Raw genomic sequence first — 14,239 nt, 5'->3', positions numbered from 1 at the left:
AGGAAGGCCAACGGGGGCGAGAAGTAAGAGCTGAAACCGTTGGCAAGCTCACCGTCCCGGTCAGGTCGGCCCTCATGTCGTTCCCTGGGTCACCGCCTTCCTGGGAGGTCGGAGCACAGCGGCCGCCGCAGGTGAGGGTGGCCATGGCGATGAGGGCCGCCTGCGGGTCCGAGGAAAGGTCGGTCGTGGACAGAGGCTGGATCGGTCGGCTGCGGCGACGCGTTGGCGCGCTGCTGGTGGTGGTTCTCGTGGCGTCGGTCGCGACGCTTCCGGATGCGGAAGCGGCACCCGCTGGTCCGCCGGCCGCGTCCGGGACCCACCGCACGCTCAGCCCTCTTCACTGCTATGAGGGCGATATTTACGATTATTGGATTATCGGGGTGCGGGGATCGGGCGAGCCGGCGAATAGCGGGTCGCCCGAGGGGGTGGGGACGCGCGTGGCCCCCTATATAGAGAAAGCCCTCAATGGAATGGACTGGCAGCAACGCGATAAGACAATCGTACAGGCGCTCGAATACCCCGCTACGCCGGTAACCAACGTCGCGGCGTGGTGGCTATCGGTACTCGTGGGAATAAGTGAACTTCGGCAGCAGATAGAAGAATGTGCTCAATTCGGCAAGCGGATAGGCTTGGTCGGCTACTCGCAGGGCGCGCTGGTCATCGCCATGACCCTGCAGCAAATGGCGGAATCGAAGGCCCTCGACGCGGTCAAGTCAGTGTTGCTGCTCGGAAACCCGAACAGCTCCACTAATGGTGGGAACTATCAGAGGTATCTTACTTATATCACCGACTATGGCGGTAGTGCCTATCGCGATGGTCATGGCATGCTCGGCAACCGCGAACTGCCCTGGTCCGTTCAAGACCGGTCGAGTGAGTTGTGTGTCGCCGGGGATAAGGTATGTGATTCCCGCAGCTCGAGTGTGCTGTGGAATTCGCTGGTCGCGGCGTTGAACAGTCGAATCCATAGGGACGCTTATCAGGTTTGCTGCGGGGTGACCGACTACCGGTACCGGCTGGGTGGGAGCTTCCGGGAGCGGCTGCTGGGGTTGGGCGGCCAGGGGCGGCCTGCGCCGCCTGAGATTCCGGCGCCTCCGGCGGGCCCGCCCCCGGTCACCTCGGTGCACGGTTTGGAGGACGGGACCGTGCTGGTCACCTCCGACTCCAAACGGGTCTACAAGATGGTGGGCGGTGCACCGGTGTGGCTGACCAGTTGCGCGAACGGCCTGTGCCCGGATCCGCGGCCGACCACGCAGGCGGTGATCGACGCTGGTCCGGCGGTCCCCCGGGATGCGGCGACCGCGCGGGATGAGGCGGGCAATGTGTTCAAGTTCGTGGGTGGTGCGCCGATCCACCTGTCCAGCTGCAATATCGCGGGTGGTTGTGGCAGTCCGGTGCCGATCACGGCGGGCAGCATCGTCAACTACGACCACATGCGCCCGGTGCCCGCCGATGGCGCGACGGCCAAGGACGAGGCCGGGAACATCTTCAAATTCGTGGGCGGGGCGCCGATCCACCTGACCACCTGCGACATCGCGGGCGGTTGCGGGACCCCGGTGCCGATCACGGCTTGGAGCGTCGTCAACTACGACCATATGCGCCCGGCGCCGGTCGATGGCGCGACGGCCAAGGACGAGGCCGGGAACGTGTTCCGGTTCGTGGGTGGGGCGCCGATCCACCTGACCACCTGCAATATTGCGGGCGGTTGCGGGAATCCGGTGGGCATCTCGGCGGGCAGCATCGTCATCGGTGATCACATGCGCAGCCGGCCGGCCGACGGTGCGACGATGAAGGACGAGGCGGGGAACATCTTCAAGTTCGCCGGTGGCGCCCCGATCCATCTGGCATCTTGCGCCGTCGAGTGCGGGAATCCGGTGTCGATCTCGGCGGGCAGCATCGTCATGCTCGATCACATGAATCCCGTCCCGGAGAACGGGACGACCATCGTGACCGAGAGCAACGACGCGTTCGTGTTCGCCGGTGGTGCGCCATTGCGCCTGTCCAGTTGCGAGATCGGCTGTGACACGGTGGTCCGGATCAGTGGCGCCAGCGTCGCGAACCTGGACCACATGCGTCCGGTGCCCGGCGACAACGCGACAGTGCGGACCGAGACGGGTGCGGTCTACAAGTTCGCTGGCGGCGCGCCGCTGTGGCTGTCCAACTGCGATCCCGGCTGCGGTGATCCGGTCAACGTCACACAGTGGACTGTGGACAGCCGCGAACACATGAAGCCTGCCCCGGCCAATGGCACCAACATCAAGGCGGTGGAGAACGGCACGTTGTTCCGTACCCGGGGCGGTGAGGCGGACCTTGCTGGGCAGTGCCCGGCCGCGAGCGGCTGCTCCACCGCGGTGGTCGTCAACCAGGCGTCCGTCGACCCGATCGCGCATGGTGTGGCCAACCGCGGTCCGCAATACGGGTTGCTGGCCAGCTACGCCAACGGCACGGAAACACGCAGCAGCCTCGGCAGCGTGCCCGCCGGCTACCGCTTGGCGGCGACCTTCGGGTTGCTGGCCCGCACCGCCGACGAAGGGACGCTGCCGTTCTACTCGTGTCAGACCGGCGAGGACGTGTTCTCCTCCACCTCCACGACCTGTGAGGGGCGGACCGTCCTTTCCCGACTCGGTTACATCTACGCCTCGCCACCGGCAGGGCATCCCGCGGTCGCGGTCTTCCGCTGCAAGACCGCCGAGGGTGAACACTTCGACTCGGCCAACCCGACCTGCGGCGGGATGACCGTCGAAGGACGGCTCGGCTACGTGCTCGGGTACGGCAAGCTGACGCGGTACAACGCCGGCGGTGAGCACGGCAGCGCCACGATGACGGTGCCGGTCGGGTACCAGGCGGAGGGCACCCTGGGTCTGCTGCCCTTGGCGACCACGCCGGGCACGGTCCCGGTCTTCGCCTGCCGTGCCGGCACCGATCTGTTCACGGCCACGTCGGCCACCTGCGAGGGGCAGACAGAGGTGTCGCAGCTCGGCTTCATCTACACGGCACCGCCGGCGGATCAGCCGTCGGTCGCGGTGTACCGGTGCAAAACCACCGCCGGCGACCACTTCGACTCGCTCGACGCCGCCTGTGAAGGGCGCACCGTGGAAGGACGGCTCGGCTACGTGTTGGCGCGCAAGATGCTGACCCGCGCCACACGCGGCACCGACCACCGCAGCGGGACCGGCGCCCTCCCTGCCGGCTACCGCCACGAGGGCACGCTCGGCATCCTGGCCGGCACCAACGAGGCCGGCACCGTGCCGCTCTACTCCTGCCAGAGCGGCGGCAACGCCTTCACCGCGCTCGCCGCCGACTGCGAGGGCCGGGACAGGCTCGGGCAGCTCGGCTGGATCTGGAGCCGGCCGCCGACAGGCGTGCCGAGCCTGCCCCTGTACCGGTGCGCACTCACCGACACCGGTGAGCACTTCGACGCCACCGACGTGGCCTGCGGAGGCCACCCGAACCAAGGGCTGCTCGGCTATCTGCGGGTGAACCTGTGACCGCCCGCCGCCTCCATGCGCTGGCCGCCGCCGCACTCGCCTCACTGTTCGCTCTGGTCCTCGGATCGACGCCGGTCGCGGCGGCGGACCCGCCACTGCCCTACCCGCAGCGCGACGCCTACCGCATCAAGGCGATCCAGCCGGACTTCTGGCCGGACAAGGCGGAGATCGCCGGCAACAACACCGGCGGCGTGGCGATGAACCTGGTCTGGGCACAGTGGCAGCCGACCCGTAAGGCGGCGCCGTGCGCGGCGGGTGAGGAGACCTACGACGGGTACTGCTTCGCGGTGCCGGCCCGGGTCGACGCCGACATCGCGGACTGGACCGCGCGCGGCCTGATCGTCACCGCCGTCGTCTACGGGGTGCCGGCCTGGGCTCGGCAGGGCAAGGTCTGCTCGCCGGCGGCGGTCGGCTTCGACATCTTCTGCACGCCGACCGACCCCGCGGACTACGGCCGGTTTGCCGGCATGCTCGCCCATCGCTACGACGGCCTGCGCGGCCACGGCCGGATCGCCGACTTCGTGGTGATGAACGAGGTCAACTCCAACACCTGGTTCGACATCGGCTGCGGCCAGGGCGTGCCCTGTGACGTCGACGCCTGGCTCGACGAGATCGCCGGCGACTACACCGCCGCATACGACCGGGTGGTGGCCGAGCAGCCGACCGCCAAGGTCCTCATCTCGCTGGACCACCAGTTCGGCACCGCCCTGCAGCGCCCGACCGCAAGCGATGCCACCCTCGCCGGCCAGACCGTCCTGCGCGGCCTGGCCGACCGGGTCGGTGACCGCGCCTGGCGGGTCGCGTTCCACCCGTATCCGAAAAACCTGCGCGACCCCGCAACCAGCCCAGACGACTTCCCCTACGTCACCTACGGCAACATCGGCGTACTCGCCGGCTGGCTGCGCGCCACCTACCCCACCCGTCCGCACACCTGGGACATCCAGCTCACTGAGAGCGGCCTCAACTCCGTCGCACCCTCCACCCCGCAACGGCAGGCGACCGCCGTCTGCGACTCCTTCCGCAATGTGCTCGCCACCCCCGGCATCAGCAACTACGTGTACCACCGGATGCGCGACAACCCCGACGAGGTGGCCGGCGACCTCGCACTCGGCCTGCGCAACCCCGACGGCTCCGCCAAACCCGCCTGGGCGACGTGGGCACTGGCCAACCGCAACGACCTGACGCCGCCCCGGCTGTCCTGCGGGTTCGAGACATTCCCGTACACCCGCCTGGTCCGCGGCTACAACCCCGCGCGCGGCCACTGGGCCTCGTCGCGGCTGCTACCGGCCGGCTTCACCGCCGAACGCAACTGGCGGCTATGGCGCGACCAGGTGCCCGGCACGTCACCGCTGTTCGAGTGCCGTGTCGGCACGCACAGCATGCTCAGCCGCGACCCCGGCTGCGAAGGACAGTTCCCGCTCGGCCCAGTCGGCTACGCCTACAACCAGCAATTGCCAGGGACCGTCCCCCTGTACCGCTGCCAGATCCCCGCGAACGGAGACCACTTCATCTCCACCGATCAAGCATGCGAAGGACACCGAGCCGAGGGCAGACTCGGCTACGCCTTCTAAGTAAGGTGCCCCGGTTTCTGTGACGAGGTTCAAGGCTGTCGTGCAGGAGTGGACGTAGCGGGTGGCGTTGGTGACCTCTGGCTTGGTCGATGTGGTGTTGTCTCGCCTGGGGTGTTCCGGTGGAGCGCACGATGGTCGTATGGGACGTGTTCGAGGTGCTGGTGGCGTGTACCGCCGGTGTGGGTGTGAAGATCCGGCTTCGGGCCGGGCGGTGGGTGGCAGATGCCCCCGGCTGGCGATGGAGCGGAGTCATGGGAGCTGGTATCTGCGGCTGGAACTGGGCAGCGGTCCGGGCGGGATCCGTCGGCGGGTCCGGCGGGGCGGGTTCCCCACCCGGAAGGCGGCTGAGGAGGAACTGCGGCGGTTGCGTGGGCCGACGGGCAGTCCATTGACGGTGGCGGAGTGGCTGGGGCGGTGGTTGGCGAACCATCCCGGTGCCGCGTCGACGGTGGCCGGTTACGCCGATCACGTGGAGCGTTATCTGGAGCCGTTGCTGGGTGATCTGCTGGTGGCGGAGGTGTCGGTCGGGCAGGTGGAGCGGATGCTGGCCACGATCGCGCCCGACTACGAACAGAAGGGACGGCCGGTTACAGCGGCGACGCTACACCGGATCCGGGCGACGTTGCGTGCGGCGTTGAATGCCGCGCTGCGGGCGGGCGTGATCGAGGAGAACCCGGGCGTCGCTGGTGGTGCTTCCATCGGCGCGGCGGCCGCGTGCGGTGGTGTGGACTGCGGGTCGGGTCGAGCAGTGGCGGCGGAGGGGGGAGCGCCCGAGCGTGGCGGTGTGGACGGTCGCGCAGACCGCCCAGTTCCTCAACGGCATCCGAAGCCATCGGCCGTACGCCGCCTACCACCTCATCGCGCTGCGCGGGCCGCGGCGCGGCGAGGCGGCCGGATTACGTTGGTGCGAGGTCGACCTAGACGCAGGAACCGCGGTGATCTGCCAGCAGGTGCAGCGCAGAAACGCCCGGCTGACCGCGTGCGGGCCCAAGACGCCGCACAGCAACCGAGTGATCGCGCTGGACCGCACCACCGTGACCGCCTTGCGGGCCACCGGAGCCGGCAGCGGGCCCAGCAGGAGGCGTTCGGCGAGGGGTACCGCGACAGCGGTTATGTGTTCACCAATCTCAACGGTGAGCCGGTGCCGCCGGGGTGGTTGACGCATCAGTTCCAGCGGTTGATCGCTGAGCAGGGCATGCCGCCGATCCGCTTGCACGATCTGCGGCACGGCGCCGCGCCCCTGGCCCTGGCAGCGGGTGTGGAATTGAAGGTGGTCCAGGAGATGCTGGGGCATTCCAGCATCGTGCCGACCGCCGACACCTGCACCAGCGTCCTACCCCAGGTCGCCCACACCGCAGCCGAGAAAACCGCCGCGCTGCTCATGCACGCCGCCGGTATCGTGGTCGGCACCAACCGCCGCCGCGGCAAAGGCCCGACCCGCCGCAAGCGGTACGCCCGCGCAACGGACAGGTGCGGCTGCCCCGAAAGCGCATCAGCAGGACAAGCAGGCCTACGCGTGCGCGCCCCCGGGCTCGACCGGCCGCGAAGCCTCCCGCGTTGTAGCGGCGCTTGTACGCAACTCAGAGCTTCGGCTCCCGACTTGAGATCTGCCTTGAGATCTGCGACCGGAAAGGACAACCACATACCCATCTCCGCACCTGACGACCGGACGGTGCGCGATCCAACCTGCCCTAACGACGGCCTGGGGGAGAAGTGCCCCTTTGTAGGTCTCTGTGCCTGGATCCCCGTCCCCAGGAGGGCCTCAGCCCGGCCCCAGGCACGATTATCGGAGGGCTGTCAAAGCCGTGTTCGCCCTGGTCAGGGTGGTGAGTCGCGTGGGACTCGAACCCACAACCTACGGATTAAAAGTCGGCTGCTCTCATATCAGAACAGTGCTCTCAGTATCAGACTGTACCGCTTCGTCCGCATCCAGCACCATCCCCGTGCCGCCACATCCCGCTCCGTGCCAGTCCGTTTCGGAACCACCGAGCCGACAACGAGCCGACATGGCCTTTGGGATTGCTGCTCGTCGGCAACCTCCCGTGACCAGCCCTTGGATTGCTCTACCGACACGGCTGCGCACCCGCCATGAGGCAGTGACCATGACCGACCACCACCGACAGAGCGATAGAGCCTATGACTGGACGCACCATCGGGTCCCACGCTCCGGGCGGAGCCGGCGACCGGCAGGATCACTTGATGGGGTCGGGTGCTCCGAAGGAGCGGGCGATGAACGCGCCGGGCACGACGACCTCCCAGTTCAGGGTCTCGTCGGTGGGGTCGGTGGTGCCGTTGGGCACGCGCAGCAGTCGGTACACGTCCACGCGGTGCCAGGTCGCGATGATGTACTCGTGGCCCTTGTTGGAGGGGTATTTCACGAAGTACTCATGCAGATGGCTGTAGGAGGTCACCCACTGATCGGTGGTGGTGATCGCCAGTCCCGCCGACAAGGTAGTGCTGAGTTGGGCCGACAGGCCCTTAAGCGAGAACCCGCAGGTGTAGGTGATCGACAGGTTCAGCTTCTTTTCGATCGTCTCGGAGGTGGTGTGCTCCACCCCCTCGGTGTAGGAATCTTTGTAGGTCGTCGTGCTGTACCCGTCGTAACTCTGGTACTTCGATACCCACTTGGTGTAGCGGCGCAGCACATAGAACGGGCTGTGCTTGAGTTTCCACTCAAGATCGTGGCCATCGTCCACGACCGGTGCGGGCAGCGCCACCTCGCCAATGAACTTTTCGGGCGTGTGCTCGGGCGGCGGGGCCAGCGAGGTCTGCGCGGGCGGTGTTCCGTAGTCGGGTGGATCGGGAGCGCCCCGCAGGCTCCGCAGCGCTGGCGCGTCATAAACCCGTCGGCGGCGATGCGCCACGCGCTCGCATCTTTCCGATCGTCGACCATGTACACCTGCATGACCATGTTCGCGGGCCCGATCGCCTTCATGTACTGGAGGGTCTGTTCGTCCTGGATGTAGAATCTGCCGTCTCCTCCCGCGCTCGGAAGACTCCATTTTCCTGGGGGCATTCCATTGAGCCCATTCCATCTTCAGTTGGCCTGGTGGTGGAGGGTGAGGATGGCCTGGACGATGGCGGTCAGTCTGCTGGGTGAACAGCGGGCCTTGCGCAGGATGTGCCAGTTCTTGAGCGTGGCAGCGCCCCGCTCGCCCTGGGCACGGACTTGGGCGTGATGCCGGTTGAACAGCTTCTTGGGTTTGCCCAGTGTGCGGCGCTTGCGCCGTTTGTACGGCGTGCCGATCGCGCCGCCGGCGCCGACGTATCCCTTGTCGGCGTAGCAGGCGATCGCTCGCGCGGTCAGGCCGGCGACGATGCCGTGGTGACGGGCGGCGGTCAGATCATGGGTCGATCCCGGCAGCGCCGGGGACGCCCAGATCAGTTCGCCGTGCGGATCGGTGAGGAACTGGACGTTCACTCCGTGCCGCCGGTGCTTGCCCGAGTAGAACAGCCGATCGTTCTCGCCCGACAGGCGGTCGGTGGCGATGAGGGTGCCGTCCAGGATGACGTAGGCCTTGCGCTGTGCGATCCGGAGGGCTTCGCGCAGGTCGGGTGCCTGTTCGGCGGGCAGTTCCACGACCTCGGTCACATACCGGTGTGCGGTGGCGGCCCCGACGCCGAACGCGGCGGCCAGGCGGGCGAAGGGTTCGTTGCGGCGTAGATGCACCAGCACCAGCAGCGCTTGGCGGTCCGGGCCCAGCACTCGCCACCGCGTTCCGATCTGGCGGCGGCGCTCGCGCACCAGCTGGGCCACGAACGTAAGGGTCTGGCGCGACAGATCGAGCGCGGCACGGTAGAAAAGCACATGAAGCTCCTGCGCGGACAAGGTTGATCTTGGTCGACAACCTCATCTAGCAGGAGCTTCACTCTTTGCGGGCGCCTATCTGCCGTCCGCAACCAGCCCGTGACCTGCAGGCTCAGGTTGGAATTGCCTCATTGATGATCGGTTCGTTCTTCTTGCGCAGGTTCATGGCTTTGAGGAAGCCGCCCGGCCGTCAGGTGGCCGATCCACCAGTTGCGGTGGTCCTTGTCCAGTGACATGAAATGCCAGGACCCGTTCCCGGCCGCCACGAAACTGTAGGGGATGCCATCGACCGTCATGATGTGCTGTCCGTTGGTGATCGCGCCGCCGATCTGGACTTCGGTGATGGACACCGACCGGCCCAGCAGCGGAGTGCTCTCCCCGATGGACAGCGCATCGGGAACGTCGCCGGGGTTCCTCTCGATCCGCGGCGGCACCTTCAGGTCCTCCGCCCGGATCCCCTCGGCCCCCTCCAGCCGCGTCTTCGGGTCCTTTTCCGTGGTCACAGCCTCTCCACCTCCAGGTCGGCGCAGCAACGGCATCGCTGCTCGCCATCGCACCTACCAAGCTGTCAGCTCACCACACCCACCATGACCGGAAGGAGGCGAGGTGAGAACGAATACCTTTCCCATCTCGGCCTTCCCGGTGCGTGGACATGCTGGGACTGGGATGCGTAGAACCGCCGTGTGCAGGAAGGGCGAGAGGCTCAGCCTCATCGTGTCGCGGCTCGCCGAGGGGTTGGGGACCAGGCCGACCCGGCGCTGCGCACTGGTCGGGTCGGCAAAGCACTCCACCCTGTTGGTGAGCGGTCCAGTCCTGCTCGCAGGTGCTACGAGCGCAGGGATGCTCGGGGCTGGTGGCCGAAACGTTCGCGGGAAGTCCGCGTGACTTGTGATCGGGCGGTTCAGGCGAGCAGGTGCTCGAGGGAGCGGGCAGGTCGCCGGGCTGAGCCGGGTGGGGCGTCGATGTCGGGTGGCCAGTCAGCGACGGGCCTGGGCGGTACGGGGAGCACGGCGAGCCGCGGCGCGCGTTGCTTCTTCGGCTTTCCTGCCTTCTGTGAGGCGCTCGGCCTGAGCCGGTAACGCGAAGTGTCCTTTGAGAAGTGGTCGCACCACCATTTTTGGTCGACGACCGTCTCGTACGCGATCTTGTCTTTGCCCTTCGGTGTTTTGGTGACCTTCTTCAGTGCCAGTTCGTAATATTTGAAGGCGCGCCAGAAATTGTTGCCATAAGGCTTGTAGTCTTCGGGCAGACTCGTGGGAATCGTGCCGGCGATTCGCGTCAGTGACTGCAGTGCGACCAGCACGGCCTTGTCCTTCGCTTTATTGAGTACCTCCTGTTTCTGTTGCTTCTTTTCCGGGGGAGTCTCTGGTCTACGGTCTCGATGAGCGTCTTGCAGGCATTGAACACTTCTTGCAGGTCCGGGAAGATGTCGCACTTCTCATCTGTCAGGTACTCTTCGATGTGTGCTTCGAGGTTCTTGTCGGGGTCGTCGCAGCGGAAATCGGCGTCCGGTCCGACGAACCAGTTGGCCGGCAGCCAGAGATAGATCCGTTTGACCGCCTGAAATTCGTCTACCGCGGATTTCTTCTCGCCGTTGTCGTCATAGGTCGACAAGTCCCCCAGGAGTGTCAGTAGTCTTCCCATGATTTCTTTGCTGATGCCATCGCAGTTGTAGTTTGTGAGGTTGTGGGCCATCGCTTGGAACAAGTCGTGTAGAAGGGTAAATTTCTGGTTCTCCAGTGCCCAGTTCCAGAGGGTGGCGAGACGGTTTCTGGGGACGATGTGGTGGCGGGTGAGGGTGATCGAGAACGGGTCTGTCTCGCCGTTCGGGGCGAGTCTGCTGAAGTCGCAGCACTTGCGGTACTCGTTGGGCTTTTTGCTGGGGGCGGATTGCTCGTCGTCGTGGGTGATGGAGAGCTTCGCCTGGGGTGCCATGGTCGCTGCCTTCGTTCGGTAGATCGCTGCGGTGGTGTCACTGCGACTGTGATTGCGCCACATGTCTGGCCTTTCCTGCGGTGAGTGTTCCCGGCCAGGCCCACCGCAGGGGAGGTGCTGGGTCAAAGCCCGTCCAAAGGCCGCGGTGTGTTCGGTTCCCGGCGGTGACCTGGTCGTTTGTTGCGCTGACCAGTGGGGTAGCTCATTGCTGATCTCCGAGGGCCGCCGGCCTGTGGAGCCGGTGCGCCGGTAGAGGCGCGAAGGGCAGGGTGCGGGGGCGTCTGTGGTCGGGAGCGTGCCGTCGGTCGCCCGGAGGGCGCGGCGCGTCCGGACCCGAGCAGCTGGTCGCGGCGGTGACATGGCGGTCCCCGCTTCTGTTCGAGGACGCCGAGCTGGCACCGCCTTACATCGCGGCCGTCTGGCAGGAGGCGGAACTGCTCGGTGTGCTCGCCCAAGGCGCGCTCACTGCGACCGGACGCGTGCTGGCGGGCGCCGACGCCCCGACGCTGGACGAGGCCGCCGTGGACGCGCTGGAAGCGTCCTGCGGACGGGTACTCCTGCAGAGCGACCTCACGGCCGTGGTCCCCGGGCCGCCCGCGCCGTGGCTGGCGGGACTCCTGGATCTGGTCGCCGATCGCGAATCCCGGGGCACCGCCTCGGTCTGGAGGTTCAGCATGGCCAGCGTGCGGCGCGCCCTGGACGAGGGCCGCTTCGCCGAAGGGATCCGCTCCGACCTGGAGGCGGCGGCGGGCACCGACCTGCCGCAGCCGCTGGCGTACCTGATCGACGACGTCGCCCGCAGGCACGGCGAGGTCACCGTCACCGCGTTCGCCTGCGCGATCTGCTGCTCCCGTCCCGCGCTGCTCGCCGAGATCCTGGCCCATCGAGGGCTGCGCCGGCTGAAGCTCCGAGAACTGGCGCCCACGGTGCTCGCCAGCGCCGAGCCGGTGGACCGGACCCTCGCGGCTCTCCGGGCTGCCGGTTACGTACCGGTCGGTGCGGGCGACGGTGGCGCACCCTTGATCGAACACGCGCCGGCGCGCCCCTCACGCCGCATGAAGCATTCGGCCAGGAAAGACGAGGCTTCCCGGCCGCGCACGCCGATCGACCTGGCCGCCCGGCTGCACGGAACGCCACGGGAACCGCCCGCCGAAGCGGACGTCGTCGGGGCCGGCATGGCGGACCTCGCTCCGCACCTGTCGGTTTCCGAACGGCGCATGCTGGTCCACGCAGTGCGGACGGGCGCTGCCGTCGGCATCGATTACGTCAACGGCGAGGGCAATCCCACCACCCGTGTGATCGAGAAGGTCAAGGTCGACGCCCCCTTCCTCTCCGCCTGGTGCCGGTTGCGCGACGACGAGAGGGTCTTCCACATCGGCCGCGTCCAAGCCGTGACTCCAGCCGTTCTCATGACCTGAGGACCGGCCACCGGCGCATCGCCGCCGAGGCCCGCGGTGCGGGGCCGCTTCCGGGGGCAGCGACGCGGGGAGGCTTGGCTCGTGTGATCGAGAAGATCCGGCTCGACGTCCCCTCCTCACCCGCCTGGTGTCGACTGCGCGACCGCGCACGGGACTTCCACGCCGGCCGCGTCCGGGCCGTGGCCTGAGGATGGTCCGAACATGTTCAGGGGCCGGGACGGCCGGTCTGAGTGTTGTTGGAGGCGCGGACCCGGCGGGGCGGGGTGACGCCCGGAATGACATCAGCACCCAGGTGCTTCTTGAGCAGGTGCTTGAGTTCGGCGCCGTTGATGAGGGTGATGCGGTTGCGCTGTGCGAACTGTTCACTGGCGCGGCCGAACCATGATGTCGTCACCAGGACCCCGGTGGTCGCGTTGTGGTCTGCCATGACGCCGGTGAGTGCGTGCACGGCATCTAGACCGACCAGACCGGACCATCTTTTGGCCTGGATCAGGCATACGCCGCCGAAGAACATGTTCTTGCTGGTGGCGACCGCGTCGACGCCGCCGTCTTTGGACGGGATGGTGGTCCATGCCTCGGCGCCCATCGCAACGAACAGTTGGCGGATGAGGTGCTCGAACTCCGTCGGTGACAGTTTGATGAGGTTGGGCCGGGAATCCAGGCCCGAGACCACGTCCATATCCTCGGTGAACCGGAAGCGCTTGAGGTCAAAGGTGATAAACGGCTCGATTGCCTCCAAATCGTAGGGGTTGGGTGAGACCAGTGCGTTGAGCCGTTTCAGGCACGCCGCTGGGTCGACCTTGGCGAGGACCAGGTCTTCGAAGGTGGCGCGTTCGGCCTCCACGCTGAGCAGGTGGAGCCGTACCGTCTTGCCGGTGGCGGCGTCGATGGTGGTGAGTCGCCCGTTGAAGACGACCGCCTCCACCACCGCGGGCGGTGTCGCGCTGAAAATCTCGTGCAGGGTTCGTAGCGTGATCTGGGCGATGGGTTGCGCGTACCGCTTCTTCGTCTCGGTGATGGGTCGAGGAAGTGGATCGATGGCATCCCGTGTCTTGACGTACTTGTAGCCGCGGATGTCCGGGATCGTGGTGTTGGGAGGAAATTCGCAGTCCACCACAACGTCGTGGTTCTCCGGCCGGTAGGCGACCCGGACACGTCGAGGGAAGTCATCCGGGTATCGGGAGGCTTGTAGCACCTGATCGACGAACCACTCGACCGCCTCAGGCTCTCCAGCGTCCAGACCGGCCCGGCGCCGGCTCAACTTGGCGTTCGCGGCCTTTGCTTGCGCTTTCAGTGCCTGCAGATGGCTGGTGTACGCGGCTCGGGCCCGATCGAGGGCGCTGAGTCGCTGCGACTCGCGTTGCCCGTGGGCGGCGAGATCTTCCTCGTATTGCCGCCGCGCTTCGGTGAGTGCTCGCTCGTGGCGGGCGCCACCACCGAAGAGCCGTCCCACTGGACCTGGCGGTACGGGCGGATAGTCGCCCCATTCGGGAGCCCGCTCCGCCGTTGCGAGGTGACCGGAGTCGAAGGGCGGGATGCGCGGCGTGACCGATAGGTCCTCAATGCGCAACGGTTTCTTCGAGAGAGCATCGGTCAGGATCGAGTCGAACAGCCCGAGGCGGTGATCGATCTCGGATGTCTTGCGTTCGGCCAGTTCTTGCTGGGCCGTGATATGCTGCTCCTTGCGGCGTTTTTCGGCCTCCTTCTCCTGCCGGGCTCGTTCTCGCTCCGCGCGCTCGGCCTCGCGCCGCATCGCCACCTGCCGTCGTTCCCACTCCGAACGGCCGCCCCCACGCTGCGCCACGGTCACGACCTCCTGTCAGATCCTGACGTACGCCCCTTGTCCACTGTAAGTTGTCGACTTCCGTAATGGAAGGGATGAACTGCGCCCCGCCCAAGCGGAGACCCCAGGCCCCGGTGTAGGGGCCTTCCGAGTTCGAGGGAAAGCCGAGCACGGTCGTCGGCCGCAAGCACGTCAGTCCAGACCGTGAACTCGCGCGCGCACCCGGCCCTGAAACGTCG

Annotated in this window: 10 protein-coding genes; 4 read left to right on the top strand and 6 right to left on the bottom strand. The window is 67.0% G+C overall.

Going from position 1 to position 14,239, the window contains the following annotated elements:
- The first annotated feature begins 185 nt into the window (after window positions 1-185).
- The 3 genes from ACQEU6_RS24580 (at window position 186) to ACQEU6_RS24570 (ending at window position 7,148) form a co-directional block, all read left to right on the top strand.
- Window positions 186-3,485 carry a cutinase family protein gene (locus ACQEU6_RS24580; RefSeq protein WP_499335328.1) on the top strand — a complete coding sequence of 1,100 codons (3,300 nt, stop codon included), beginning with the start codon at window positions 186-188 and terminating at the stop codon, window positions 3,483-3,485.
- Window positions 3,482-5,056 carry a DUF5722 domain-containing protein gene (locus ACQEU6_RS24575; RefSeq protein WP_499335326.1) on the top strand — a complete coding sequence of 525 codons (1,575 nt, stop codon included), beginning with the start codon at window positions 3,482-3,484 and terminating at the stop codon, window positions 5,054-5,056. Before ACQEU6_RS24580 ends, ACQEU6_RS24575 begins: the two co-directional genes overlap by 4 nt.
- 139 nt (window positions 5,057-5,195) lie before the next feature.
- Window positions 5,196-7,148, top strand: coding sequence for a tyrosine-type recombinase/integrase (locus ACQEU6_RS24570; RefSeq protein WP_499340332.1), 1,953 nt, complete (start codon window positions 5,196-5,198; stop codon window positions 7,146-7,148).
- 100 nt (window positions 7,149-7,248) lie between these two features.
- Here the strand turns inward: ACQEU6_RS24570 and ACQEU6_RS24565 are convergent, their stop codons facing one another.
- The 5 genes from ACQEU6_RS24565 to ACQEU6_RS24545 form a co-directional block, all read right to left on the bottom strand.
- On the bottom strand, window positions 7,249-7,920 hold the full coding sequence (locus ACQEU6_RS24565) for a hypothetical protein (RefSeq protein WP_499335325.1): 672 nt from the start codon (window positions 7,918-7,920) through the stop codon (window positions 7,249-7,251).
- A gap of 173 nt (window positions 7,921-8,093) precedes the next feature.
- Window positions 8,094-8,864 (bottom strand): transposase family protein, encoded by a 771-nt coding sequence (locus ACQEU6_RS24560; protein WP_499340330.1) that lies wholly within the window; start codon window positions 8,862-8,864, stop codon window positions 8,094-8,096.
- Between the two features lie 128 nt (window positions 8,865-8,992).
- Window positions 8,993-9,367 (bottom strand): hypothetical protein, encoded by a 375-nt coding sequence (locus ACQEU6_RS24555; protein ID WP_499335323.1) that lies wholly within the window; start codon window positions 9,365-9,367, stop codon window positions 8,993-8,995.
- 398 nt (window positions 9,368-9,765) lie between these two features.
- On the bottom strand, window positions 9,766-10,167 hold the full coding sequence (locus ACQEU6_RS24550) for a hypothetical protein (RefSeq protein ID WP_499335322.1): 402 nt from the start codon (window positions 10,165-10,167) through the stop codon (window positions 9,766-9,768).
- Entirely contained in the window at window positions 10,143-10,799 is a 657-nt protein-coding gene (locus tag ACQEU6_RS24545) for a hypothetical protein (RefSeq protein WP_499335320.1), read from the bottom strand. The genes ACQEU6_RS24550 and ACQEU6_RS24545 overlap by 25 nt, the downstream gene beginning before the upstream one ends.
- Before the next feature lie 353 nt (window positions 10,800-11,152).
- Here ACQEU6_RS24545 and ACQEU6_RS24540 point away from each other — a divergent pair, with 353 nt between their 5' ends.
- Complete coding sequence (locus ACQEU6_RS24540; RefSeq protein WP_499335319.1) at window positions 11,153-12,217, top strand: helicase-associated domain-containing protein; 1,065 nt, start codon at window positions 11,153-11,155, stop codon at window positions 12,215-12,217.
- A gap of 205 nt (window positions 12,218-12,422) precedes the next feature.
- On the opposite strand, the gene ACQEU6_RS24535 is transcribed toward ACQEU6_RS24540, so the two are convergent.
- Window positions 12,423-14,027, bottom strand: a complete 1,605-nt coding sequence (locus ACQEU6_RS24535; protein ID WP_499335317.1) for a restriction endonuclease — start codon at window positions 14,025-14,027, stop codon at window positions 12,423-12,425.
- Between the last annotated feature and the right edge of the window lie 212 nt (window positions 14,028-14,239).

The organism is Spirillospora sp. CA-108201 (assembly GCF_050936235.1).
Taxonomy (GTDB): Bacteria; Actinomycetota; Actinomycetes; order Streptosporangiales; family Streptosporangiaceae; genus Spirillospora.
The sequence above is the reverse complement of the archived record's forward strand: the minus strand, read 5'-3'. Positions and strand labels throughout refer to the sequence as shown.